Source organism: Vibrio fluminensis, assembly GCF_015278125.1.
Classification (GTDB): Bacteria; Pseudomonadota; Gammaproteobacteria; order Enterobacterales; family Vibrionaceae; genus Vibrio; species Vibrio fluminensis.
The window spans coordinates 27,105-49,867 of the sequence record NZ_JADILO010000011.1 but is presented as its reverse complement, the minus strand read 5'-3'; the positions used below and the strand labels follow the sequence as shown (position 1 = coordinate 49,867).

The following is a 22,763-nucleotide window of genomic DNA, read 5'->3' as shown; positions in this document are numbered from 1 at the left end:
TCTACGCCTCCTCAATCGCAGCAATTTGCTCGACACGGTTTTGGTGACGACCACCTTCAAATTCTGCACCCAACCAGCTATCGATGATCATCTTCGCCAGTTCAATGCCGACTACGCGTGAACCAAAAGCAAGAATGTTGGTGTTGTTATGTTGCTTAGAAAGTTGCGCGGTGTAAGGGTCGCTACAGACGACTGCTCGAATGCCTTTTACTTTATTGGCGGCTAGTGAAATACCAACACCAGTACCACAAATCAGAAGACCTAAGTCAGCATGCTGATTTTGTACAGCTTGCGCTACCGCTAAGCCATATTGTGGGTAGTCTGTACGCTCAGAAGAATGAGTACCGAAATCTTCTACTTCGATTCCCTTTTCTTGTAAGTGTTTGATAACTAGATCTTTGTGTTCGATACCAACGTGATCGCAACCAATTGCAATTTTCATAACTGAGTTTCTCTAATCAATGTAACCTGAAGGAATTGATTTAAAGTTTACGATAAATTTTACGTTTGTAAACATAGGTGAGTACAGCTTATGAGTGTATTTATTTTAAGTTGTTGTATTTAAATGATTTAAAAATTCACAAAAAAGTTCACCAAAATAAAAAATTCACGAAAGGTTTGTAATTGTGATCTGGTGCAACGTTGGGCTGGATAATTATTGATAGCTTAAATAACAGATAACCCACCCAAAAATAACGTGCTACAGGTTCTGATATGTCTTACACAATGATTGCTGAAGAGTTGGTTGGCTCACTCGGCGGAAAAGAGAATATTGTGTCAGTTGCACACTGTGCTACACGCTTACGTGTCATGGTGGCTGACGAAGAAAAAATTGATAAGAAGCGTATTGAAGATACGGAGAAGGTTAAAGGAGCATTCTTTAACAGTGGTCAGTACCAAATTATTTTTGGTACAGGTACGGTAAACCGTGTATTTGAAGCGTTTGAAAACTTAGATCTTTCGATGTCGAGTAAGGCAGAGATGAAAGAGGTTTCAGCGAAGCAAGGAACTGCTTTACAACGTGCAATTCGTACGTTCAGTGACGTGTTCGTCCCACTTATTCCAGCACTGGTTGCCACCGGTCTCTTTATGGGTTTACGTGGTTTAGTGACTCGACCTGAGGTGTTGGCTCTGTTTGGTCTGACACCAGAATCTATTTCGCCAAACTTTATCCTTTATACTCAAATTCTTACCGATACGGCGTTTATCTTTTTACCTGCAATGGTGGCATGGTCAGCAAGCCGAGTATTTGGTGGTACGCCACTGATTGGTTTGGTATTGGGATTGATGTTGGTTTCGCCAGCCCTACCAAATGCATGGGCTGTAGGTTTTGGTGATGCGCAACCACTACTATTTTTTGGCTTTATCCCTGTTGTCGGTTACCAAGGTTCAGTCATCCCTGCGTTTATTGCTGGCTTCCTAAGTGCCAAACTCGAACGTCGCATTCGTGCTTTCATGCCTGAAGCATTTGATTTGGTGATGACTCCATTTTTAACTCTACTTGTAATGAGTGCGGTTTCACTACTGGCAGTCGGTCCATTATTCCATGTGGTTGAAGTTGCGATGGTTGATGCAACCAAATACCTACTAGATTTACCATTTGGCTTGAGTGGTCTAGTTATTGGCTTTGTATGGGATCTGATTGTTATTACTGGTGTTCACCATGTATTTAACTTGCTTGAGATTCAATTACTAGCGAATGAAGGCAGCAACGTATTTAATGCCCTGATCACTGGTGCGATTTCAGCTCAAGGTGCGGCGTGTCTTGCTGTTGGGATGAAAACGAACAGCAAGAAGCTCAAAGCATTATGTTTCCCATCAACAGTTTCAGCTTTTCTCGGCATTATTGAGCCAGCTATCTTTGGTGTGAACTTACGTTACTACCGTCCGTTTGTGTTCGCATTAGTGGGTGGTGCACTGGGTGGTTTTACTGCACAAATCTTAGGTCTCGCAGCAAGCGGCATGGCGGTTACGGTTATTCCTGGTACCTTGCTGTACCTCGATGGTCAGTTGATGTCTTACTTCTTAGTACATGCGGTAAGTTGTAGCGTTGCGTTTGCTCTTACTTACACCATGGGCTTCTCAGATAAGATGCTGGAAGAAAAATAATCCTCAAACTTGCCCCCTCAAAGCAGGGGGCTTGGAGTTCCGATGAAAAATACTCACACCCTGGCTGACCAACTTTATTTTAATGATGTTTTAGCGCATGCGCTAAACCATGCTGCTAACCAAGTTCAAGACCCATATCGTCCTGTTTGGCACTTTGCTCCTCAGTTCGGCTTACTGAATGATCCGAACGGATTGTCTTATTTCAATGGTGAGTATCACCTGTTTTATCAATGGAACCCAAAGGCTTGCAAGCATGGCGCAAAGGCTTGGGGGCATGCGACCAGCAAAGATTTACTTCATTGGCAGCATCAGCCGTTGGCACTGGCACCCACTCAAGATTATGAGACACACGGCTGTTATTCAGGTTCGGGCTTGGTTAATGGCAAACAGCTGGAGCTGTTCTATACCGGTAATGTCAAATTTACTCAAGGCGGTCGCACCGCTTATCAGTGCCGAGCGACTTATGAAGCAGGTAAACAAGTAGAGAAGAAAGGCATTGTGTTGCCACTTCCAGAGGGTTACAGCGGTCATGTACGCGATCCTAAAGTGTGGCAACACCAAGAACGTTACTACATGGTATTGGGAGCCGAAGACCTTAATTATCAGGGTAAAGTTCTCGCTTATGTGTCGGATGATTTACAGCAATGGCACTGGCTAGGTGAAGTCTTTGGTCATGGACTTAATGGTCATCAAAGTGATGATTTTATGTTGGAGTGCCCAGATCTGTTTCCGCTGGCAAATCGCCATGTACTGATCTCTTGCCCGAAAAATTGGCTTGAGCGCGATGGTCAGAAAGTGGAAACGTTTGATGTCACTTATCATCTCGGGGATTTTGATTACCAAACTGCGCAATTTAAGCATCAAGAAGGCGTCTTGATGGATCATGGCTTTGATTTCTATGCGCCACAGACATTTGCTGACCAAAATGGTCGCCGTATTCTGTTTGGTTGGATGGGCAAGCCTGACGAGTATGAAGCTTACCAGCCAACCATCGCGCATGGGTGGATCCATCAGATGACCTGTCCACGTGAGTTGCATTTAGTTAACGGAAGAATCAGGCAAACGCCAGTGGCAGAAATCAGTCAAATGCGTCATTCAGAGCAGGCATTCAATGGGTTATCAACGTGTTTCATCGGACTGTCTGCAGAACTGCAGTTGCATGATTTGCTGGGTAAAGAATTGACCATTGAAGTGGCGGATGATTTACGGATTGAAGTGGATGCCATGGGTTTACGTACTGTGCGTCGTAATCTTAAAACGCAGCAGTGGCAGAGTATCGAATGGCATGGGCGTGTTGAATCGCTGCAATTATTGCGTGATCACTCAAGTCTAGAGGTGTTTATCAACGCAGGTGAGGGTGTTTCTAGCTCACGTTTCTTTGGTCAAGGTTTTGGTGTTGAAGCGAATAGAGGCTTTAAGCTCAGCAGCAAACAAGAAGTTTCGGCAACTTTCTGGCAATTAGCGCACAACCTATAAGTGGCCTTTAGGGCCTCTTCATGACGAACTAAGGGAGTCTATGTATAATAAAGCGATTGCCTCACATGGAATGATATTGTCGGTGGATATTAACCAAGTAATTCCCAATATTCGAATGAGATTGCCATCGCTAACGCGTACTGAGCAATCAATTGCTGAGAATTTTCTCAAACCGCACTTTCTCAATAAGTCTGTTTCAATTAATGAAGTGGCTGAGCGCCTTGGTGTATCTACGGCACTGGTGGTTAAAGTTTCTAAAAAGCTTGGCTTTAGCGGTTTTAAACAGCTGAAAGATGCGCTAAATGCGCACCAAGATTCAGAAACTTATGCGCCAAGTGAGCAACTTTTGCCAGATGATTCGTGTGATCAGATCGTGACGAAGGTTTTGCAGAACTCGATAAATGCTCTGCAAGAGATCCTTAATTTTGTTGATGCTAATATGGTAAGCGCAGCCGCGGATGCCATTATCAACGCACAAAATATTGAGCTTTATGCTGTAGGTGGTTCGACGATTATTTGTGAGGATTTCCAGCACAAGTTATTGCGTTTTGGCATTCGAGCGAATGTGCCGAAAGATCGACATTTGATGCTCATGTCTGCAAGTGTGTTGACTGACAAAGATGTCGTTTTGGTGGTGTCTCACTCAGGGCAAACAGTCGATTTAATGGACGCGGTGCGTTTAGCGAAGCAATCAGGGGCGAAAGTTATTTCGATTACCAATAACTATCACGCCGAGTTATCCCAACTGTCGAACTATCCGTTGTATGCGCCAGCTTCTCCTGAGCCATTATTGGGCAAAAATGGCATTGCTCGTTTAGTGAAGCTTGCGATGATTGATAGTCTTTACGCGACTATCGCGAGTAAGATCCCCCAAGTGGTGGAAGATAACCTTGAGAAAACCACCAAAGCGGTTGCTTTACTGCATCGCTAATCGCAAATGTAACGAGAGCCAAATTGGCTCTCGTTTTGTATTTAGTTCAAGTAGACTAAGCCAACTGCACCCTTGTAAGAGTATCCACTATGTCTATTACCCATTCTGAATCTTCCTTTCCATATGCGATTGCCATTCACGGTGGTGCGGGCACGATTTTACCTGAGCATATGAGTGCCGAATTACAAGCGGCAATCGAGCAAGATTTGGCTAATGCGGTTAAAGCAGGGCACGCTATTTTAACTCAAGGTGGTTTGGCAGTGGATGCGGTCGTTGCCGCAGTTAAAGTGCTAGAAGACTCCCCTCATTTTAATGCAGGTAAAGGATCGGTACTGACCTACAAAGAAATGGTGGAAATGGATGCCAGCATTATGGATGGGCGCAACAGTGAGGCTGGTGCGGTTGCTTGTGTGCGTCATATTAAAAACCCGATTGCCCTCGCTTATGACGTGATGCTGCATAGCCAGCATGTGCTTTTGTTTGGTGAGGGCGCAGAAGAGTTCGCTTTTAGCCGCGGTTATGACTTTACTGAGCAAGATTACTTCTTTACTGACCGTCGTTATGACCAATTAATGGCGATCAAAGAGCAAGGCGGAGTCGCGCTTTCGGAAGCGGATTACTCACAAGTCAGCTATCCAGATGATGAGAAACACGGCACGGTAGGCGCAGTGGCGTTAGACCAATTGGGCAACCTAGCGGCAGCCACCAGTACTGGCGGGATTACCAATAAACGTTATGGCCGCGTCGGCGACTCACCGATTATCGGAGCAGGGACATTTGCCGAGAACGGTAATGTGGCGCTTTCTGCTACTGGTGTTGGCGAGTGTTTCTTGCGTAAGGCTGTGACTGCGGATATCGCGGCGCGCATGCGTTACTTGCAAGAAGATGTTTCCGTCGCATGTGAAAACGTGACTCATGGCGAACTTAAGCAAATTGGTGGTGAAGGTGGGGTGATTGGTGTCGATGCCTTAGGGAAGGTACATTTTGCCATGAACTCAACCGGTATGTATCGCGCTAGTATCGACGCTAACGGTTTGTTCCAAGTGAAAATTTATGCTGAATAATAGGCAGTTTAACCACTAGTGAGCTAAGTGGCTGACACTGCTTAGCCTTTTATTACGTGATATTCGACGATAACTCGATTAAGTCGCTATGATTAAAAAATGACTGCAAGAAGTGTGATTCGGTGCTAGAATCCTTTTTTAACTAGCAATCAGACTTGGAAAGATGGGAAATAACGTAGTCGTTCTAGGCACCCAATGGGGTGACGAAGGTAAAGGTAAAATTGTAGACCTTTTAACTGAAGATGCAAAATACGTGGTGCGCTACCAAGGCGGTCACAACGCAGGTCACACACTTGTAATTGATGGTGAGAAAACAGTTCTTCACCTAATTCCATCAGGTATCCTTCGCGATAACGTAAAATGTGTTATCGGTAACGGTGTTGTTCTATCACCTGAAGCTCTAATTAAAGAAATGAAGCCTCTAGAAGAGCGCGGTATCCCAGTACGTGAGCGTCTTTTCATTTCTGAAGCATGTCCTCTAATTCTTCCTTACCACGTAGCGCTAGACCAAGCGCGTGAAATCGCACGTGGTAAAAAAGCAATTGGTACTACTGGTCGTGGTATCGGTCCTGCATACGAAGATAAAGTTGCTCGTCGCGGTCTACGCGTTGGCGACCTATTCGATATGGAAGCATTTGCTGGGAAGCTAAAAGAAGTAATGGAATACCATAACTTCGCTCTAGTGAACTACTACAAAGCAGACGCAGTAAGCTACGAAGAAGTACTTGAGCAAGCTAAAGGCTACGCTGAGCTACTAACTTCTATGGTTATGGACGTAACTGATGAACTAGACGCAGCACGTAAGCGCGGCGACAAGATCATGTTCGAAGGTGCTCAAGGTACACTTCTAGATATCGACCACGGTACTTACCCATACGTAACTTCTTCTAACACGACTGCTGGTGGTGTTGCTGCTGGTTCTGGTTTTGGTCCACGTCACCTAGGTTACATCCTTGGTATCGCGAAAGCTTACTGTACTCGCGTTGGTGCAGGTCCATTCCCAACTGAGCTTTACGATGGTCTAGACAAGCAAGATCCAGTAGGTAAGCACCTAGGTACTGTTGGTCACGAGTTTGGCGCAACAACTGGTCGTCTACGTCGTACTGGTTGGTTCGATGCTGTTGCTATGCGTCGTGCAATCCAAATCAACTCAGTAACTGGTTTCTGTCTAACTAAACTAGACGTACTAGATGGTCTTGAAGAGCTAAAAATCTGTACTGGTTACAAGATGGACGATGGCTCTGTACTAGAAGTTTCGCCAATGGCTGCTGATGAGTACGAAAAAGTAACGCCAATCTACGAAACTATGCCTGGTTGGTCTGAGAATACTGTTGGTGCTAAATCACTAGACGCGCTTCCACAAGCTGCTCTTGATTACATCAAACGTATCGAAGAACTAACTGGTGTGCCAGTAGACATCATCTCAACTGGTCCAGACCGTAACGAAACTATCATCAAAGTTCACCCATTCGAAGCTAACTAATTCGAAACAGAACTTTGTCGCTGAATGCAGCGAGTGAGTTACACAGTTTGATAAAAGCCGACTTTAAAGTCGGCTTTTTTACACCTGTACTTTTTGTCTTTTGGTGTGCTTAGGTGAGAGACGGCAAGGCTTGCTGAATTTTTCAACGGCTTGTGGCAAACTATTGCCAACTGAGGGCAATTTTTGTCTAAAGAGTTTTTGAACGTTGCCGATAAAGTTATCGAGACTAATTCTGCCTATTATTTGGGTAGGGTAGGCATCGAACTCAACAATAGTGCAGGTATAGTGCAGGTATGAAGCTACGAACAGTAGCAGCTTCGTTGATGATGTCACTGTGTGCGACCTTTAGTTACGCTAACGTAGCGGATGTGGGGGCGCCAGTGCCGATATATTCCGAAGCTGAACTAATTAAACTGATCGAACAGAATAAACATTTAGAACGAGTCAAAGCCGACAACTGCCAGCTGGTAGAAGACATTGTCGCGCGCGCGACCCGTATTAGCCTACCATCCTACGAATTTTTGTATGGTGATATGTTGGCTTGGGGCGTGTGTGTTGAGCAAGATGTTGAACTGGGTCTCTACTACATGGAAAACGCGGCCCATCAAGGTTTGCCGACTGCTCTTGAGCAACTTGGTCGTTACTACTCACGTGGTACATTAGTACAGCAGGATAAAGAGCGAGCGATCCCTTACTTGCGTGAGGCGGCGGCTATGGGTAATTTGAATGCGCGTATTCACTTAGCAGAATTGCTGCTACGTGATTATGGCAGCCCGCTCGATTATGAAGATGCTTACCGCTGGCTGTATAATTCAGTAACGGCTGATCAACGTCAACACAAACGAATTTCTCGCTTAAGGCAAGGCCTTGAGCTACGTATGCCAGATAACATTATCGCTCGCGCGAAACGCCGCGATACCTTCTGGTAAGTCTGCGCTAAAGTTTCAAAAACTGCATTTAGAAAAATGCCCAGCAATTGCTGGGCATTTTCGTATTCAAGGATGAAGAGGTGTTATTGAACTACTTCACCTGATGCGATAACGGTTTCACGTACCACTTCGGTAAACTCTAGTGCTTCCTTACGGATTTGATCTTCGTCTACGGTTAGGATTTCACGATCTTGCATGATTAGCTGACCATCAACGATAGAGTGGCGAACGTTAGCAGAGTTCGCTGAGTACACTAGTGCCGAGTATGGGTTGTAAACCGGCACCATGTTTGGTGCTTTAGTATCGATAACAATGATGTCAGCCAGTTTGCCTGCTTCAAGTGAGCCGATCTTGTCTTCCATGTGTAGTGCTTTTGCTGCACCCATGGTTGCCATATCGATCACTTTGATTGGTGGCATTGCTGCGCGGTCTTTGTTTACTAGCTTGTGCACTTTTGCCACTTGGTTGAATTCATCAATCGTGCTCAGTGTGTTGCCAGACATAGGACCATCAGTACCTAGACCGATACGTACGTTTTCATCGTACATTTGCAATGCTGGTGATACACCTTTTGCTGATTTGATGTTCGCACTCATGTTATGTGCCACACCCATATCAGATTTCTTCACTAGCTCGATGTCTTTATCATCCACAAGGATCATGTGTGCGCCAACTAGGTTTTTGTTTAGTGCGCCAATACTTTCCATGTATTGCACTGGTGATAAACCATTTGAACGTTCAGCGATCACTTGTTGCTCACGGTCTGATTCTGCTAGGTGCATCATGACTGGTACGTCTTTCTCTAGCGAAAGTTTCGCCACTTTTTGCAGGATCTCTGTGGTGTTCGTGTATGGACCATGAGGTGCAAATGCTGGTGTGATGCGTGGGTGATCTTTGTATTCTTCAATGAATTTAAGCGTGTAATCGATACCCGCTTCTGCGTTCTTCGCTGATGCTACCGGGAATTTGATGATGGTTTCACCAAGGATTGCACGCATACCAATCTTATCAACGGTTTTCGCTACTTCGTCTTCAAAGTAGTACATGTCAGCGTAAGTCGTCACACCACCTTTTAGCATTTCAACGTTACCTAGGTTTGCACCGATGCGCACCATATCACGTGATACAAGCTTCGCTTCTAATGGGAAGATGTAACGGTGTAGGCGATCTGGCACGTCGTCCGCTAGTGAGCGGAATACGGTCATTGAAACGTGAGTGTGAGTGTTGATAAGACCTGGCATAACGATATCGCCATCCACGTCTAACACTTTATCTGCTTTGTATTGCTTCTCTAAAGACTCATCACCAACGGCGATGATTTTGTTGTCTTTCACTACAACAGTACCGTTTTCATAAACAGTTTTGTCTTGGTTCATGGTTAGAACCATAGCGTCGGTGATCATAAGATCAACGTTCTCTGCAGCAGTTGAGACTGCTGAGAATAGACCTAAGCTGGCAATCGCTGTTGCTAATAAAGTGCGTTTCATAGTTATCACTAAACCTATAAAGGGAGGGGATAGGAAATTGGCGCTGAATATGGCAATAAGCCGTTTTATTTGCAAACGTTTGCTTTGTAAATTGCAGCGAAGTGTGATCTTGATCGGTAGTGGTCATCGCATGTACATTGGTTTGCTAAGTTATCAAAATTTCATGGCTATTTTTCCTTTTTGTAACAGCTTAGCTGTAGCTTGTGGCGTTACTCGGATATAATAGCCACATACCTTCCTTGCTAATTGGGCTTGCTTATGTCAGACCAAATCCAAAACGATCCTTTCGCAGATCGTGAATCAGAAAATTATGAAAATCCGATTCCAAGCCGTGAGTTCATTCTTGAATTTCTACAGCAGGCTGGCGTCCCACTTAACCGCAATGATTTGTTCGAAGCTCTACAACTTGAAGGCGAAGAGCAATATGAAGGCTTACGTCGCCGACTGCGTGCGATGGAACGTGATGGACAGTTAGTCTTCACGCGTCGTCAATGCTATGCGCTACCTGAAAAACTTGAGATGGTGAAAGGCTACGTGATTGGTCACAAAGACGGTCACGGCTGGGTAAGACCTGAAGGTAGCGTAAAAAAAGACGATGATATCGTGCTGCCGCATCATCAAATGAAGAACATTATTCATGGTGACTTCGTGTTGGTGCAACCAACACAAAACTCAAAACGCGGCCGCAAGGAAGGGCGCTTAGTTCGCGTATTGGAAGAGCGTAACACGCAAATCGTGGGGCGTTTTTTCTTAGAGTACGGTTATTCATACGTGGTACCTGATGATTCACGTATCAGCCAAGATATTTTAATCCCGAACGACCAAAAAGCCGGTGCCCGTATGGGTAACGTAGTGGTTATCGAGATCACTGATCGTGGTTCACGCTCGCGTGGCATGATGGGTAAAGTCGTTGAAGTATTGGGCGAGAATATGGCGCCAGGTATGGAGACACAAATTGCCATTCGCACACACCAAATTCCTCATGAGTGGCCAGAAGCGGTTGATAAGCAAATCGCTAACCTCGGTGAAGAAGTGCCGGAAGAAGCCAAAGTCGGCCGTGTCGATCTGCGTCAACTACCATTAGTAACGATTGATGGTGAAGACGCACGTGACTTTGATGATGCGGTTTACTGTGAAGCGAAAAAAGGCGGCGGTTGGCGCTTATGGGTAGCGATTGCTGATGTTAGTTATTATGTACGCCCAGAAACGGCGCTAGATAAAGAAGCGATCAACCGTGGTAACTCGGTTTACTTCCCATCGCAAGTTGTACCGATGCTGCCTGAAGTACTATCCAACGGTTTATGTTCGCTTAACCCGCAAGTTGATCGCTTATGCATGGTATGTGAGATGACTATCTCCGCCAGCGGTAAGCTTTCAAGCTACAAGCATTATGAAGCGGTAATGAACTCTCACGCGCGTTTGACTTACACCAAAGTGGGTGAAGTACTCGATGGCAACGAAGAGTTGCGTGAGCGTTATCAACCACTCGTACCGCATCTTGAAGAATTGCATAAGATGTACAAGGTACTGAAAGATGCACGTGATATGCGTGGTGCGATTGAATTTGAAACGGTTGAAGCCAAGTTCATTTTCAATGCTGATCGTAAGATTGACCGCATTGAGCCAGTGATTCGCAATGATGCGCATAAGATCATCGAAGAGTGTATGATTTTGGCTAACATTGCCTCTGCTTCTTATGTGGAGAAAGCCAAAGAGCCGGCATTGTTCCGTATTCACGAAACTCCAGGTGAGTTACGTTTACAAGGCTTCCGTGACTTCCTCGGTGAGCTAGGTCTAAACCTAGGTGGTGGCCTCGAACCATCGCCAACTGACTACGCAGAACTAGTGAAGCAAATTGCTGAGCGCCAAGATAAAGAGTTGATCCAAACCATGCTGCTTCGCTCAATGAAGCAGGCTGTGTATAGTGCAGATAACTGCGGTCACTTTGGTTTGGCACTAAAACGCTACGCACACTTTACGTCACCAATTCGTCGTTATCCTGATTTGCTGTTGCATCGTGCAATTAAATACCTGATTGCCAAAGAAGAAGGTCGTAACCAAGATCGTTGGACACCAACCGGTGGCTTCCATTACTCATTTGACGATATGGATTTCTACGGCGAGCAATGTTCGATGACTGAACGTCGCGCAGATGATGCAACTCGTGAAGTCGCTGATTGGCTCAAGTGTGAGTACATGCAAGACCACGTGGGTGAAGAGCTAGACGGTGTGATTGCTAATGTAACTAGCTTCGGTTTCTTTGTTCGCTTGACTGAACTGCACATTGATGGCTTGGTTCATATTTCATCGTTAGCAAACGACTACTACCAATTTGACCCAATCGGTCAAAGACTTATCGGCGAAAGCTTTGGCGCGATCTACCGTCTTGGTGATGCAGTAAAAGTGAAAGTGCTATCGGTCAACTTGAACGATAAGCAAATTGACTTTGAATTAGTCGAAACAAGTCGTAAGCTACGCGGCAAAGGAAAGACGGCGAAGAAGCGTGCGGCAGAAGCACAGCAGAAAGCGAAAGCGAAAAAACGTGCTGCAACAGGTGGCCGCTCTGAACGTAAAGCGACACCAGATATCGAGCCGACGAAGCGTCCTGAACCAAAAGAGCGCAAGGAGCGTAAAGGTCGCAATGAAACAAGTGGCGAGACGAAAAAGCCGAAAGTAAAAAAGGCGCGTAAGAAAAAGCCGCACAGTAAGCCAAAGAAAACTACGCGAGCAAAGAGCGAATAACAGGTTTAGACAATGAGTAATGAATTTCTTTACGGTATCCACGCAGTTAAAGCAGTACTAGAGCGTGAACCTGAGCGTTTTATTGAAGCGTTCGTACTAAAAGGTCGTCAAGACGACCGTCTACTGCCAATCTTAAATGAACTGCAACGTTGTGGCGTATCGATTCAACAGGCAGTACGTAAAACGTTGGATGATAAAGCGCAAGGTGCTAACCACCAAGGTATCATTGCACGAGTTAAACCTGCTAAGCAGCTGAACGAGAATGACTTAGATGACATTCTTGCTCAGCATGAATCACCACTACTATTAGTGCTTGATGGTGTAACTGACCCACATAACTTGGGTGCATGTTTACGTAATGCGGACGCTGCGGGTGTGGCTGCGGTTATCGTGCCTAAGGACCGTTCAGCGCCGTTAACGGCAACAGTAAGTAAAGTAGCTTGTGGCGCTGCTGAGATTGTACCGCTAATCCGCGTAACTAACCTTGCGCGTACGATGCGAGCACTGCAAGAACAGGGCGTTTGGTTTGTTGGTACGGCAGGTGAAGCGACGCACGACATTTACCAAGCAAAACTGACCGGTAAACTGGCAATCGTAATGGGTGCAGAAGGTGACGGCATGCGTCGCTTAACGCGAGAAACCTGTGATGACCTAATCAAGATTCCAATGGCAGGTACGGTTTCAAGCTTAAACGTATCAGTAGCATCGGGCATCTGTTTGTTTGAAGCAGTACGTCAGCGTAGTTTGTAAAAGTGAGCGCAACGCTTAAAGAGCGCTGCTTACGGATGACGGAACGCTAATCTAGATGGAGATTAGCTACCGAGAAGGGGTGTGAACGCTGCATATGTAGCTTCACATCCTTTTTTATTCGATGTTGTGTTTGGGGGCGTGTGTTTGCGAGCGCAGCGTTCCGTAGCGGAGCATAAGCTTCGCGCTCCCCATTCCGTAATGAAGCGAAAAGCTTCACGTTCCCACGTTTTAAAGCCACGCCAGGCACGGCGTCCGCTTTTTCAAGATTATTTTCCAACCAACTCTTGCACATAAAATTGTGATCTGTATAATGCAGCGCACTGGTTAAGCCAGTTGTGAACCAATGAGCAGCGAGGAGCTGACTTTAAGTCAGGTAATGTAGACTCAGCTTATGTTCGCGGTTAATACAATTAGCTGTCTTTTCTTCGGAAAAACTATCCCCAGAGGTGACTCTGGCATGTAGGGATGGTTAATCGAAAATTAACTGACAATGCGTCCTAATCTTGGATGCTACGGTTTCACATAAATCAATCGGCATTCTCTCGTCTTGACGAGTTTGAGTGGCGATATTGTTTGTGTAATTTTTAATAATTGGAGCTCTGTCTCATGCAGAACCAACGTATCCGTATCCGCCTAAAAGCTTTCGATTACAAACTAATCGATGCTTCTACAGCGGAAATCGTTGAAACGGCTAAGCGCACTGGCGCACAGGTTCGTGGTCCAATCCCACTACCTACTCGTAAAGAGCGTTTCACAGTTCTTATCTCTCCACACGTTAACAAAGATGCTCGTGATCAGTACGAAATCCGTACTCACAAACGTCTAATCGACATCGTTGAGCCAACAGACAAAACTGTTGATGCTCTGATGCGTCTAGACCTTGCTGCGGGCGTTGACGTACAAATTAGCCTAGGTTAAGGGAGATTAGAATAATGATTGGTCTAATCGGTCGTAAAGTGGGTATGACCCGCGTATTTACTGAAGAAGGCGTTTCTATCCCTGTAACTGTTGTTGAGGTTGAAGCGAACCGTGTAACTCAAGTTAAATCTCTTGAGACTGACGGCTACGCAGCAATCCAAGTTACTGCTGGAACTAAGAAAGCTAACCGCGTTACTAAACCAGAAGCTGGTCACTTTGCTAAAGCAGGTGTAGAAGCTGGTCGCGGTCTTTGGGAATTCCGTTTGGAAAACGGTGAATCGTTCGAAGTTGGCGCTGAGCTAACAGTTGAACTATTCAACGAAACTAAAAAAGTAGACGTTACTGGTACATCTAAAGGTAAGGGTTTCCAAGGCGCTGTTAAGCGTTGGAACTTCCGTACTCAAGATATGACTCACGGTAACTCATTGTCTCACCGTGCACCGGGTTCAATTGGCCAATGTCAAACTCCAGGTCGCGTGTTTAAAGGCAAGAAAATGGCAGGTCACATGGGTGCTGAGCGTGTAACGACTCAAAACCTAGAGATCGTACGTGTTGACGCTGAGCGCAATCTGCTTCTTATTAAAGGTGCAGTCCCAGGCGCAACTGGCGGCAACGTGATCGTTAAACCAGCTATTAAAGCATAACGTCTCAGGAGTAAGTAATGGAACTTATGGTTAAAGGTGCTGATGCACTGACTGTTTCTGAAACTACTTTCGGACGTGAGTTTAACGAAGCTCTTGTACACCAAGTAGTTGTTGCGTTTGCAGCAGGTGCTCGTCAAGGTACACGCGCTCAAAAAACACGTTCAGAAGTTTCTGGCGGTGGCGCTAAGCCATGGCGTCAAAAAGGTACTGGCCGTGCACGTGCTGGTACAATCCGTAGCCCAATCTGGCGTACAGGTGGTGTTACTTTTGCTGCGAAACCACAAGATCACAGCCAAAAAGTTAACAAGAAAATGTACCGCGGTGCTATGAAGAGCATTCTTTCTGAGCTAGTTCGTCAAGAGCGTCTAATCGTTGTTGATAACTTCTCTGTAGAAGCGCCAAAAACTAAAGAGCTAGTTGCTAAGCTTAAAGAACTTGAGCTTAACGATGTACTAATCGTAACTGGCGAAGTAGATGAAAATCTATTCTTAGCAGCTCGTAACCTATACAAAGTTGATGCACGTGATGCAGCTGGTATTGACCCAGTTTCTCTAATTGCATTCAACAAGGTTCTAATGACTGCTGATGCAGTTAAGCAAGTTGAGGAGATGCTAGCATGATCACTGAAGAACGTATCCTAAAAGTTCTACGTGCTCCGCACATCTCTGAAAAAGCAACTATGGCTGCAGAGAAGGCGAACACAATCGTTTTCAAAGTAGCTAAAGATGCAACTAAGAAAGAGATCAAAGCAGCTGTAGAAAAGCTATTTGAAGTTGAAGTTAAGTCTGTAAATACTCTTATCACTAAGGGTAAGACCAAACGTCAAGGTCTACGCCAAGGTCGCCGCAGCGACGTTAAGAAAGCGTACGTTACTTTGAACGAAGGTCAAGATCTTGACTTTGTTGGCGGCGCGGAATAACAGGAGTAGTTGAGAAATGGCTATTGTTAAATGTAAGCCGACTTCCCCTGGTCGTCGTCACGTTGTTAAAGTTGTTAACGCTGACCTACACAAGGGTAAGCCTTACGCACCACTTCTAGAGAAAAACTCTAAGAATGGCGGTCGTAACAACAACGGTCGTATTACAGTACGTCACATCGGTGGTGGTCACAAGCAGCACTACCGTCTGATTGACTTTAAACGTACTAAAGACGGTATCCCAGCGAAAGTTGAGCGTCTAGAATACGATCCAAACCGTAGCGCTAACATCGCTCTAGTTCTTTACAAGGACGGTGAGCGTCGTTACATCCTAGCACCTAAAGGTCTAAAAGCTGGTGATGCTATCCAGTCTGGTGTTGATGCACCAATCAAAGCTGGTAACACGCTTCCAATGCGTAACATCCCAGTAGGTTCAACTGTACACAACGTTGAACTTAAACCTGGTAAAGGTGGTCAGCTAGCTCGTTCGGCTGGTGCATATGCTCAAATCGTTGCTCGCGACGGTTCATATGTAACTATCCGTCTACGCTCTGGCGAAATGCGCAAAGTATTGTCTGAAGGCCGTGCAACAATCGGTGAAGTAGGCAACTCTGAGCACATGCTACGTGAATTAGGCAAAGCTGGTGCTAAGCGCTGGCGTGGTGTTCGTCCAACCGTTCGCGGTGTGGTAATGAACCCGGTTGATCACCCACACGGTGGTGGTGAAGGTCGTACATCAGGCGGTCGTCACCCAGTATCACCATGGGGTATGCCAACTAAAGGCTTTAAGACTCGTAAGAACAAACGCACTGACAAGTACATCGTACGTCGTCGTAACAAGTAATCTATTAAAGAGGAATCGCCATGCCACGTTCTCTCAAGAAAGGTCCTTTTATTGACCTACACTTGCTGAAGAAGGTAGAGAAAGCGGTGGAAAGCGGAGACAAAAAGCCACTTAAGACTTGGTCCCGTCGCTCAATGATCATCCCTACGATGATCGGTTTGACCATCGCTGTCCATAATGGTCGTCAGCACGTACCAGTATTTGTAACTGAAGAAATGATCGGTCACAAACTGGGTGAATTCGCACCAACTCGTACTTACCGCGGTCACGCTGCGGATAAGAAAGCTAAGAAGCGTTAAGGAGTAAATGATGGAAGCTATTGCTAAACATAACTTTGCTCGCATTTCGCCTCAGAAAGCTCGCTTAGTTGCAGATCAAATTCGTGGTAAAAACGTTGACCAAGCACTAGAAATCTTGACTTTCAGCAACAAAAAAGCTGCTGAACTAATCAAGAAAGTTCTTGAATCAGCTATCGCGAATGCGGAGCACAACGAAGGTGCAGATATCGACGATCTAAATGTCGCTAAAATCTTCGTAGATGAAGGCCCGATCATGAAGCGTATTATGCCTCGTGCTAAAGGTCGTGCGGATCGTATCTTGAAGCGTTCAAGCCACATCACTGTTGTTGTAGCAGATCGCTAAGAGACTAGGAGAGTAAGCAATGGGTCAAAAAGTACATCCAAATGGTATTCGTCTTGGCATCGTTAAGCCTTGGAATGCTACATGGTTTGCTAATACCAAAGATTTCGCTGACAACCTAGACGGCGACTTCAAGGTACGTCAGTTCCTAACTAAGGAACTAGCAAAAGCATCACTATCACGTATCGTTATCGAGCGTCCTGCTAAGAGCATCCGTGTGACTATTCACACTGCTCGTCCAGGCGTAGTAATCGGTAAGAAAGGTGAAGACGTAGAGAAACTACGTGCAGCTGTAGCGAAAATCGCAGGTGTACCAGCGCAAATTAATATCGCTGAAGTACGTAAACCTGAGCTAGACGCTCAACTTGTTGGTGATAGCATCGCGTCTCAGCTAGAGCGTCGTGTTATGTTCCGTCGTGCTATGAAGCGCGCGGTACAAAACGCTATGCGTCTAGGCGCTAAAGGCATCAAAGTGGAAGTAAGCGGTCGTCTAGGCGGCGCTGAAATTGCACGTTCTGAGTGGTACCGTGAAGGTCGTGTGCCTCTACACACTCTACGTGCTGACATTGATTACGCAACTTCTTCGGCTCACACTCAATACGGTGTGATCGGCATTAAGACTTGGATCTTCAAAGGTGAGATCCTAGGCGGTATGCCAGCAGCTAACGCTGTAGAGCCTAAGGCTGACAAGCCTAAGAAGCAGCGCAAAGGCCGTAAGTAAGGAGTCGACAGATGCTACAACCTAAACGTACTAAGTTCCGTAAGGTTCAGACAGGTCGTAACCGTGGTCTAGCTAAAGGTACTGATGTAAGCTTCGGCGAATTCGGTCTTAAAGCTGTTGGCCGTGGCCGTCTAACTGCTCGTCAAATCGAAGCGGCACGTCGTGCAATGACACGTCACGTTAAGCGTCAAGGTAAAATCTGGATCCGTGTGTTCCCAGACAAACCTATCACAGAAAAACCACTTGAAGTTCGTCAAGGTAAGGGTAAAGGTAACGTTGAGTACTGGGTAGCCCAAATCCAACCTGGTAAGGTTATGTACGAAATGGGTGGTGTACCTGAAGAATTGGCACGTGAAGCGTTCCGCCTAGCGGCTCGTAAACTGCCATTCAAGACGACATTTGTAACTAAGCAGGTGATGTGATGAAAGCACAAGATCTACGCGAAAAGAGCGTTGAAGAGCTTAACGCTGAGCTATTGAATTTGCTACGTGAACAGTTCAACTTGCGCATGCAAGCTGCAACTGGTCAACTACAGCAAACTCATACTCTGAAAGCTGTACGCCGTGATATCGCACGTGTGAAAACTGTTTTGACTGAGAAGGCAGGCGCATAATGAGCGAAGTAAAACGTACTCAACAAGGTCGTGTAGTTAGCGACAAGATGGACAAGTCTATCGTAGTTGCTATCGAACGTTTCGTAAAACACCCGATTTACGGTAAGTTCGTTAAACGTACGACTAAAGTACACGCACATGACGAGAACAACGAGTGTGGCCTAGGCGACACTGTTGAAATCGCAGAGTGCCGTCCACTGTCTAAGACTAAGTCTTGGACTTTGGTAAAAGTTCTAGAAAAAGCTAAAGGTTAATCTTAAGCTAATTCTATGAAACTAAACGGCTCCAAAATTATTTTGGGGCCGTTTATTTTTTGACTACCCAATCACAAAAAAGGGTGGTACAATTCGCGTCCCTTTTAAAGAGGCAGCCCGACCCGTGATGGGTCTAGTTATTAATATTTAGCGGAGCACTAACAATGATCCAAATGCAAAGTACACTTGACGCAGCTGATAACTCAGGCGCGCGCAAGGTAATGTGTATTAAGGTCCTGGGTGGCTCACACCGCCGTTATGCACATATCGGTGACGTTATCAAAGTTACTGTGAAGGAAGCAATTCCTCGCGGTAAAGTTAAAAAAGGTGACGTTCTGAAGGCGGTAGTTGTGCGCACCCGTAAAGGCGTTCGTCGTCCAGACGGTTCTGTCATTCGCTTCGACCGTAATGCTTGCGTATTGTTGAACGACAATACAGAGCAACCAATCGGTACACGTATCTTTGGCCCTGTGACACGTGAGCTTCGTGGCGATAAGTTCATGAAGATCGTTTCACTGGCTCCAGAAGTTCTGTAAGGAGCGCTAAGAGATGGCAGCTAAAATCCGTCGTAATGACGAAGTAATCGTTCTTGCTGGTAAAGACCAAGGCAAGAAAGGTAAAGTAACTAAGGTTCTGGCAACTGGTAAAGTTATCGTAGAAGGTATCAATCTAGTTAAGAAACACCAAAAACCTGTTCCTGCACTAGGTATCCAAGGCGGTATCGTAGAGCAAGAAGCAGCTATTGATGTATCTAACGTTGCAATCTTCAACGCAGCTACTGGTAAAGCAGACCGCATCGGTTTCCGTATCGAAGACGGTAAGAAAGTTCGTTTCTTCAAGTCTAACGGCGAAACTGTTTCTAACTAATAGAAAGTAATTTGGAGTTCTACTATGGCGAAACTGCATGATTACTACAAGTCGTCTGTAGTCGCTGAACTGACCAAAGAGTTCAGCTACACAAGCGTCATGCAAGTCCCTAGAATCGAGAAGATCACCCTAAACATGGGTGTGGGTGAAGCAATCAACGATAAGAAACTGCTAGAAAACGCAGCTGCTGATATGGCAACGATCTCAGGTCAAAAGCCACTTATCACTAAAGCTCGTAAATCTGTTGCAGGTTTCAAAATCCGTGAAGGCTACCCAATCGGTTGTAAAGTAACCTTGCGTGGCGAACGTATGTGGGATTTTCTTGAGCGTTTGATTAACATCGCTCTTCCACGTGTACGTGACTTCCGTGGTGTTAGCGCTAAGTCTTTTGATGGACGCGGTAACTACAGCATGGGCGTTCGCGAGCAAATCATCTTCCCGGAAATCGACTTTGATAAAGTTGATCGTGTCCGCGGTCTTGATATCACTATCACGACGTCTGCTGGTTCCGATGAGGAAGGCCGTGCTCTGCTGGCTGCCTTTAACTTCCCATTCCGTAAGTAAGGTGAAGGGTTACTGTTATGGCTAAAAATTCAATGAAAGCACGTGAAGTAAAACGTGCGAAGCTAGTAGCTAAGTTCGCTGAAAAGCGCGCAGCGCTTAAAGCTATCATTAGCGATGTAAACGCATCTGAAGAAGATCGTTGGAACGCAGTTCTTAAACTGCAAGCTCTTCCACGTGATTCAAGTGCATCACGTCAGCGCAACCGTTGCAACCAAACTGGTCGTCCACACGGTTACCTACGTAAGTTCGGTCTAAGCCGTATCAAAGTTCGCGAAGCTTGCATGAAAGGCGAGATTCCTGGACTTCGTAAGGCTAGCTGGTAATTGCCACTTAATCATTTGGAGTAAATCATATGAGCATGCAAGATCCGATTTCGGATATGCTGACCCGCGTTCGTAACGGTCAGGCAGCAAATAAAGTTGCTGTTAAAATGCCTTCTTCAAAGCTTAAAGTTGCAATTGCTGCACTACTGAAAGCTGAAGGTTACATCGTTGACTTCGCTGTTGAAGGCGAAGCAAAACCTGAGCTAGAAGTTACTCTTAAGTACTTCCAAGCTAAACCAGTAATCGAGCAACTTAAGCGTGTTTCTCGTCCAGGTCTACGTGTTTACAAGAAGAAAGATCAACTTCCTTCTGTAATGGGTGGCCTAGGTGTTGCTATCGTTTCAACTTCCAAGGGTCTTATGTCAGACCGCGCTGCTCGTAAAGCAGGTCTTGGTGGTGAAATCATCTGTTACGTTGCGTAAGGAGTAGACTATGTCTCGTGTTGCTAAAGCACCTGTCGCTATTCCAGCTGGCGTAGAGGTGAAACTAAACGGCCAAGAAATCACTATCAAAGGCGCTAAGGGCGAGCTATCTCGTGTACTTAACGACGCAGTAGTGATCGCTCAGGAAGAAAACAACCTTACATTCGGTCCTAAAGACGGTGTTGTAAACGCATGGGCTCAAGCAGGTACTGCTCGCGCTCTAGTTAACAACATGGTTATCGGTGTGACTGAAGGCTTTACGAAGAAGCTAGTTCTTAAAGGTGTTGGTTACCGTGCTGCTATCAAAGGCAACGCTGTAGGTCTAACACTAGGCTTCTCACACCCTGTTGAGCACGAGTTGCCAGCGGGCGTAACAGCTGAGTGTCCAAGCCAAACTGAAATCATTCTAACTGGTTGCGACAAGCAAGTAGTTGGTCAAGTTGCGGCTGACATTCGTTCTTACCGTCAACCTGAGCCTTACAAAGGTAAAGGTGTTCGTTACGCAGATGAAAATGTGCGTACTAAAGAAGCTAAGAAGAAGTAAGGTAACACTATGGATAAGAAAGCATCTCGCATCCGTCGTGCTACACGTGCACGTCGTAAGATTGCAGAACTGGGTGCAACTCGCCTAGTAGTACACCGTACTCCTCGTCACGTGTACGCACAGGTGATTGCGGCTAACGGCTCTGAAGTTATCGCTGCAGCATCTACTGTAGAAAAAGCGATCCGTGAGCAAGTGAAATACACTGGTAACATCGATGCAGCTAAAGCAGTAGGTAAAGCTGTTGCTGAGCGCGCTCTTGAAAAAGGCGTATCTGCAGTTGCATTCGATCGTTCTGGTTTCCAATACCACGGTCGAGTAGCGGCGCTAGCAGAATCTGCTCGCGAAGCTGGTCTGAAATTCTAAGGTAGGGTTGGAAGATGGCTAAAGAACAACAAGTTCAAGCGAATGATTTGCAAGAAAAGCTAATCGCAGTTAACCGTGTTTCTAAGACGGTTAAAGGTGGTCGAATCATGAGCTTTACTGCACTAACTGTAGTTGGTGACGGTAACGGTCGTGTAGGTTTCGGTTACGGCAAAGCTCGTGAAGTACCTGCAGCGATCCAAAAAGCAATGGAAAAAGCGCGTCGTAACATGATTACTGTTGCGCTAAACGAAGGCACTCTTCACCACCCAGTGAAAGGTCGCCACTCGGGCTCTAAAGTTTACATGCAGCCTGCTGCAGAAGGTACTGGTGTTATCGCAGGTGGTGCGATGCGTGCAGTACTAGAAGTTGCTGGCGTACATAACGTACTATCTAAAGCATACGGTTCTACGAACCCTATCAACATCGTTCGTGCTACGATCGATGCTCTAGCTAGCGTTAAGTCACCAGAAATGGTTGCTGCTAAACGTGGTCTAACTGTTGAATCTATTTCGGAGTAAGAACACCATGGCAACTATTAAAGTAACTCAAACTAAAAGCTCAATTGGTCGCCTGCCAAAGCACAAAGCTACTTTGCGCGGTCTAGGCCTTCGTAAAATCAACCACACAGTAGAACTTGAAGATACTCCGTGCGTGCGCGGCATGATCAACAAGGTTTACTACATGGTTAAAGTTGAGGAGTAATCAGAATGCGTTTGAATACTCTTGCACCAGCTGCTGGCTCTAAGCACGCTCCTAAGCGTCTTGGTCGCGGTATTGGTTCTGGCCTAGGTAAAACTGGTGGCCGTGGCCATAAAGGTCAAAAGTCACGCTCTGGCGGTAAAGTTCGTCCAGGTTTTGAAGGCGGTCAGATGCCTCTAAAACAACGTCTACCTAAGTTCGGTTTCACTTCTCGTAAGAGCCTAGTGACTGCTGAAGTTCGTCTAGCTGAGCTAGCGAAAATCGAAGGTGACGTAGTAGATCTAAACAGCCTGAAAGCTGCTAACGTAATCACTAAGAACATCGAGTTTGTTAAAGTTGTTCTTTCTGGTGAAATCAGCAAGTCAGTGACTGTAAAAGGTCTACGTGTGACTAAAGGCGCTAAAGCTGCTATCGAAGCTGCAGGCGGTAAAGTAGAAGAATAATCTTCGAAGGAAAGGTAC

31 protein-coding genes are annotated in these 22,763 nt (G+C 45.7%); 29 read left to right on the top strand and 2 right to left on the bottom strand.

The window, feature by feature from the left end:
* Position 1: 1 nt before the first annotated feature.
* Positions 2-442 carry a ribose 5-phosphate isomerase B gene (gene rpiB / locus IRQ95_RS09950; RefSeq protein WP_194436782.1) on the bottom strand — a complete coding sequence of 147 codons (441 nt, stop codon included), beginning with the start codon at positions 440-442 and terminating at the stop codon, positions 2-4.
* A 272-nt stretch (positions 443-714) separates the two neighbouring features.
* On the opposite strand from rpiB, the gene IRQ95_RS09945 reads away from it, so the two are divergent.
* The 6 genes from IRQ95_RS09945 to motX all read left to right on the top strand — a co-directional run bounded on the left by IRQ95_RS09945 (position 715) and on the right by motX (position 7,992).
* Positions 715-2,109, top strand: a complete 1,395-nt coding sequence (locus IRQ95_RS09945) for a sucrose-specific PTS transporter subunit IIBC (RefSeq protein ID WP_194436781.1) — start codon at positions 715-717, stop codon at positions 2,107-2,109.
* Positions 2,110-2,151: 42 nt separating this feature from the next.
* On the top strand, positions 2,152-3,585 hold the full coding sequence (locus IRQ95_RS09940) for a glycoside hydrolase family 32 protein (RefSeq protein WP_194436780.1): 1,434 nt from the start codon (positions 2,152-2,154) through the stop codon (positions 3,583-3,585).
* A 40-nt stretch (positions 3,586-3,625) separates the two neighbouring features.
* Positions 3,626-4,516, top strand: a complete 891-nt coding sequence (locus tag IRQ95_RS09935) for an SIS domain-containing protein (protein ID WP_228481365.1) — start codon at positions 3,626-3,628, stop codon at positions 4,514-4,516.
* Positions 4,517-4,605: 89 nt separating this feature from the next.
* Entirely contained in the window at positions 4,606-5,580 is a 975-nt protein-coding gene (locus IRQ95_RS09930; RefSeq protein ID WP_194436779.1) for an isoaspartyl peptidase/L-asparaginase family protein, read from the top strand.
* 163 nt (positions 5,581-5,743) lie between these two features.
* Positions 5,744-7,063: an adenylosuccinate synthase gene (locus tag IRQ95_RS09925; protein WP_194436778.1), complete on the top strand. Its 1,320-nt coding sequence runs from the start codon at positions 5,744-5,746 to the stop codon at positions 7,061-7,063.
* Positions 7,064-7,356: 293 nt separating this feature from the next.
* Positions 7,357-7,992: a flagellar protein MotX gene (motX, locus tag IRQ95_RS09920; RefSeq protein ID WP_194436777.1), complete on the top strand. Its 636-nt coding sequence runs from the start codon at positions 7,357-7,359 to the stop codon at positions 7,990-7,992.
* Positions 7,993-8,075: 83 nt separating this feature from the next.
* Here the strand turns inward: motX and IRQ95_RS09915 are convergent, their stop codons facing one another.
* Entirely contained in the window at positions 8,076-9,485 is a 1,410-nt protein-coding gene (locus tag IRQ95_RS09915; RefSeq protein ID WP_194436835.1) for an amidohydrolase family protein, read from the bottom strand.
* Between the two features lie 252 nt (positions 9,486-9,737).
* Between IRQ95_RS09915 and rnr the strand changes: the two genes are divergently transcribed.
* From rnr to rplO, 23 genes are all read left to right on the top strand, one after another.
* Complete coding sequence (gene rnr / locus IRQ95_RS09910) at positions 9,738-12,221, top strand: ribonuclease R (RefSeq protein WP_194436776.1); 2,484 nt, start codon at positions 9,738-9,740, stop codon at positions 12,219-12,221.
* Positions 12,222-12,233: 12 nt separating this feature from the next.
* Positions 12,234-12,971 (top strand): 23S rRNA (guanosine(2251)-2'-O)-methyltransferase RlmB, encoded by a 738-nt coding sequence (gene rlmB, locus IRQ95_RS09905; protein ID WP_194436775.1) that lies wholly within the window; start codon positions 12,234-12,236, stop codon positions 12,969-12,971.
* Positions 12,972-13,577: 606 nt separating this feature from the next.
* On the top strand, positions 13,578-13,889 hold the full coding sequence (rpsJ, locus tag IRQ95_RS09900; protein WP_001181007.1) for a 30S ribosomal protein S10: 312 nt from the start codon (positions 13,578-13,580) through the stop codon (positions 13,887-13,889).
* 14 nt (positions 13,890-13,903) lie between these two features.
* On the top strand, positions 13,904-14,533 hold the full coding sequence (rplC, locus tag IRQ95_RS09895) for a 50S ribosomal protein L3 (protein ID WP_075651052.1): 630 nt from the start codon (positions 13,904-13,906) through the stop codon (positions 14,531-14,533).
* Between the two features lie 17 nt (positions 14,534-14,550).
* Complete coding sequence (gene rplD, locus IRQ95_RS09890) at positions 14,551-15,153, top strand: 50S ribosomal protein L4 (protein WP_194436774.1); 603 nt, start codon at positions 14,551-14,553, stop codon at positions 15,151-15,153.
* A complete protein-coding gene (gene rplW / locus IRQ95_RS09885) occupies positions 15,150-15,452 on the top strand; it encodes a 50S ribosomal protein L23 (RefSeq protein ID WP_005597130.1) in 303 nt (100 codons plus the stop codon). Before rplD ends, rplW begins: the two co-directional genes overlap by 4 nt.
* A gap of 16 nt (positions 15,453-15,468) precedes the next feature.
* Positions 15,469-16,293 carry a 50S ribosomal protein L2 gene (gene rplB / locus IRQ95_RS09880; RefSeq protein ID WP_194436773.1) on the top strand — a complete coding sequence of 275 codons (825 nt, stop codon included), beginning with the start codon at positions 15,469-15,471 and terminating at the stop codon, positions 16,291-16,293.
* A gap of 20 nt (positions 16,294-16,313) precedes the next feature.
* Positions 16,314-16,592 (top strand): 30S ribosomal protein S19, encoded by a 279-nt coding sequence (gene rpsS / locus IRQ95_RS09875; protein ID WP_011078827.1) that lies wholly within the window; start codon positions 16,314-16,316, stop codon positions 16,590-16,592.
* A 10-nt stretch (positions 16,593-16,602) separates the two neighbouring features.
* The gene (gene rplV / locus IRQ95_RS09870; protein WP_075651046.1) at positions 16,603-16,935 is read left to right on the top strand and encodes a 50S ribosomal protein L22; all 333 of its coding nucleotides are present in this window, start codon (positions 16,603-16,605) and stop codon (positions 16,933-16,935) included.
* Between the two features lie 19 nt (positions 16,936-16,954).
* Positions 16,955-17,653, top strand: coding sequence for a 30S ribosomal protein S3 (rpsC, locus tag IRQ95_RS09865; protein ID WP_075651044.1), 699 nt, complete (start codon positions 16,955-16,957; stop codon positions 17,651-17,653).
* Between the two features lie 11 nt (positions 17,654-17,664).
* Positions 17,665-18,075: a 50S ribosomal protein L16 gene (rplP, locus tag IRQ95_RS09860; RefSeq protein WP_005379577.1), complete on the top strand. Its 411-nt coding sequence runs from the start codon at positions 17,665-17,667 to the stop codon at positions 18,073-18,075.
* Positions 18,075-18,266 carry a 50S ribosomal protein L29 gene (gene rpmC / locus IRQ95_RS09855; protein WP_004410456.1) on the top strand — a complete coding sequence of 64 codons (192 nt, stop codon included), beginning with the start codon at positions 18,075-18,077 and terminating at the stop codon, positions 18,264-18,266. The genes rplP and rpmC overlap by 1 nt, the downstream gene beginning before the upstream one ends.
* Complete coding sequence (rpsQ, locus tag IRQ95_RS09850) at positions 18,266-18,520, top strand: 30S ribosomal protein S17 (RefSeq protein WP_075651042.1); 255 nt, start codon at positions 18,266-18,268, stop codon at positions 18,518-18,520. Before rpmC ends, rpsQ begins: the two co-directional genes overlap by 1 nt.
* A gap of 164 nt (positions 18,521-18,684) precedes the next feature.
* On the top strand, positions 18,685-19,056 hold the full coding sequence (rplN, locus tag IRQ95_RS09845; protein ID WP_004745883.1) for a 50S ribosomal protein L14: 372 nt from the start codon (positions 18,685-18,687) through the stop codon (positions 19,054-19,056).
* Between the two features lie 13 nt (positions 19,057-19,069).
* Positions 19,070-19,387, top strand: coding sequence for a 50S ribosomal protein L24 (gene rplX / locus IRQ95_RS09840; protein WP_075711286.1), 318 nt, complete (start codon positions 19,070-19,072; stop codon positions 19,385-19,387).
* A gap of 24 nt (positions 19,388-19,411) precedes the next feature.
* The gene (gene rplE / locus IRQ95_RS09835; protein ID WP_075711288.1) at positions 19,412-19,951 is read left to right on the top strand and encodes a 50S ribosomal protein L5; all 540 of its coding nucleotides are present in this window, start codon (positions 19,412-19,414) and stop codon (positions 19,949-19,951) included.
* 17 nt (positions 19,952-19,968) lie between these two features.
* A complete protein-coding gene (rpsN, locus tag IRQ95_RS09830; protein WP_182108730.1) occupies positions 19,969-20,274 on the top strand; it encodes a 30S ribosomal protein S14 in 306 nt (101 codons plus the stop codon).
* 29 nt (positions 20,275-20,303) lie between these two features.
* Positions 20,304-20,696 carry a 30S ribosomal protein S8 gene (gene rpsH / locus IRQ95_RS09825; RefSeq protein WP_075651034.1) on the top strand — a complete coding sequence of 131 codons (393 nt, stop codon included), beginning with the start codon at positions 20,304-20,306 and terminating at the stop codon, positions 20,694-20,696.
* A gap of 10 nt (positions 20,697-20,706) precedes the next feature.
* A complete protein-coding gene (rplF, locus tag IRQ95_RS09820) occupies positions 20,707-21,240 on the top strand; it encodes a 50S ribosomal protein L6 (RefSeq protein WP_194436772.1) in 534 nt (177 codons plus the stop codon).
* 9 nt (positions 21,241-21,249) lie between these two features.
* Complete coding sequence (rplR, locus tag IRQ95_RS09815) at positions 21,250-21,603, top strand: 50S ribosomal protein L18 (RefSeq protein WP_075651030.1); 354 nt, start codon at positions 21,250-21,252, stop codon at positions 21,601-21,603.
* Positions 21,604-21,617: 14 nt separating this feature from the next.
* Entirely contained in the window at positions 21,618-22,121 is a 504-nt protein-coding gene (gene rpsE, locus IRQ95_RS09810) for a 30S ribosomal protein S5 (protein WP_075651028.1), read from the top strand.
* A gap of 7 nt (positions 22,122-22,128) precedes the next feature.
* A complete protein-coding gene (gene rpmD / locus IRQ95_RS09805) occupies positions 22,129-22,305 on the top strand; it encodes a 50S ribosomal protein L30 (RefSeq protein WP_000201159.1) in 177 nt (58 codons plus the stop codon).
* Between the two features lie 5 nt (positions 22,306-22,310).
* Positions 22,311-22,745 (top strand): 50S ribosomal protein L15, encoded by a 435-nt coding sequence (gene rplO / locus IRQ95_RS09800; protein ID WP_194436771.1) that lies wholly within the window; start codon positions 22,311-22,313, stop codon positions 22,743-22,745.
* Positions 22,746-22,763 lie beyond the last annotated feature (18 nt).

Excerpts from the sequence above, each read along its gene's own strand:
- rpsC (WP_075651044.1), top strand. The coding sequence starts at position 16,955 with ATGGGTCAAAAAGTACATCCAAATGGTATTCGTCTTGGCATCGTTAAG.
- rplB (WP_194436773.1), top strand. The coding sequence starts at position 15,469 with ATGGCTATTGTTAAATGTAAGCCGACTTCCCCTGGTCGTCGTCACGTT.
- motX (WP_194436777.1), top strand. The coding sequence starts at position 7,357 with ATGAAGCTACGAACAGTAGCAGCTTCGTTGATGATGTCACTGTGTGCG.
- rpsS (WP_011078827.1), top strand. The coding sequence starts at position 16,314 with ATGCCACGTTCTCTCAAGAAAGGTCCTTTTATTGACCTACACTTGCTG.
- IRQ95_RS09930 (WP_194436779.1), top strand. The coding sequence starts at position 4,606 with ATGTCTATTACCCATTCTGAATCTTCCTTTCCATATGCGATTGCCATT.
- rplF (WP_194436772.1), top strand. The coding sequence starts at position 20,707 with ATGTCTCGTGTTGCTAAAGCACCTGTCGCTATTCCAGCTGGCGTAGAG.
- rplE (WP_075711288.1), top strand. The coding sequence starts at position 19,412 with ATGGCGAAACTGCATGATTACTACAAGTCGTCTGTAGTCGCTGAACTG.
- rplV (WP_075651046.1), top strand. The coding sequence starts at position 16,603 with ATGGAAGCTATTGCTAAACATAACTTTGCTCGCATTTCGCCTCAGAAA.
- rplW (WP_005597130.1), top strand. The coding sequence starts at position 15,150 with ATGATCACTGAAGAACGTATCCTAAAAGTTCTACGTGCTCCGCACATC.
- rpiB (WP_194436782.1), bottom strand. The coding sequence starts at position 442 with ATGAAAATTGCAATTGGTTGCGATCACGTTGGTATCGAACACAAAGAT.
- rnr (WP_194436776.1), top strand. The coding sequence starts at position 9,738 with ATGTCAGACCAAATCCAAAACGATCCTTTCGCAGATCGTGAATCAGAA.
- IRQ95_RS09935 (WP_228481365.1), top strand. The coding sequence starts at position 3,626 with ATGTATAATAAAGCGATTGCCTCACATGGAATGATATTGTCGGTGGAT.
- rplN (WP_004745883.1), top strand. The coding sequence starts at position 18,685 with ATGATCCAAATGCAAAGTACACTTGACGCAGCTGATAACTCAGGCGCG.
- rpsE (WP_075651028.1), top strand. The coding sequence starts at position 21,618 with ATGGCTAAAGAACAACAAGTTCAAGCGAATGATTTGCAAGAAAAGCTA.
- rplP (WP_005379577.1), top strand. The coding sequence starts at position 17,665 with ATGCTACAACCTAAACGTACTAAGTTCCGTAAGGTTCAGACAGGTCGT.
- rpsJ (WP_001181007.1), top strand. The coding sequence starts at position 13,578 with ATGCAGAACCAACGTATCCGTATCCGCCTAAAAGCTTTCGATTACAAA.
- IRQ95_RS09925 (WP_194436778.1), top strand. The coding sequence starts at position 5,744 with ATGGGAAATAACGTAGTCGTTCTAGGCACCCAATGGGGTGACGAAGGT.
- rplD (WP_194436774.1), top strand. The coding sequence starts at position 14,551 with ATGGAACTTATGGTTAAAGGTGCTGATGCACTGACTGTTTCTGAAACT.
- rpmC (WP_004410456.1), top strand. The coding sequence starts at position 18,075 with ATGAAAGCACAAGATCTACGCGAAAAGAGCGTTGAAGAGCTTAACGCT.
- IRQ95_RS09940 (WP_194436780.1), top strand. The coding sequence starts at position 2,152 with ATGAAAAATACTCACACCCTGGCTGACCAACTTTATTTTAATGATGTT.
- rplC (WP_075651052.1), top strand. The coding sequence starts at position 13,904 with ATGATTGGTCTAATCGGTCGTAAAGTGGGTATGACCCGCGTATTTACT.
- rpsH (WP_075651034.1), top strand. The coding sequence starts at position 20,304 with ATGAGCATGCAAGATCCGATTTCGGATATGCTGACCCGCGTTCGTAAC.
- IRQ95_RS09945 (WP_194436781.1), top strand. The coding sequence starts at position 715 with ATGTCTTACACAATGATTGCTGAAGAGTTGGTTGGCTCACTCGGCGGA.
- rplR (WP_075651030.1), top strand. The coding sequence starts at position 21,250 with ATGGATAAGAAAGCATCTCGCATCCGTCGTGCTACACGTGCACGTCGT.
- rplO (WP_194436771.1), top strand. The coding sequence starts at position 22,311 with ATGCGTTTGAATACTCTTGCACCAGCTGCTGGCTCTAAGCACGCTCCT.
- rpmD (WP_000201159.1), top strand. The coding sequence starts at position 22,129 with ATGGCAACTATTAAAGTAACTCAAACTAAAAGCTCAATTGGTCGCCTG.
- rlmB (WP_194436775.1), top strand. The coding sequence starts at position 12,234 with ATGAGTAATGAATTTCTTTACGGTATCCACGCAGTTAAAGCAGTACTA.
- rpsN (WP_182108730.1), top strand. The coding sequence starts at position 19,969 with ATGGCTAAAAATTCAATGAAAGCACGTGAAGTAAAACGTGCGAAGCTA.
- rpsQ (WP_075651042.1), top strand. The coding sequence starts at position 18,266 with ATGAGCGAAGTAAAACGTACTCAACAAGGTCGTGTAGTTAGCGACAAG.
- rplX (WP_075711286.1), top strand. The coding sequence starts at position 19,070 with ATGGCAGCTAAAATCCGTCGTAATGACGAAGTAATCGTTCTTGCTGGT.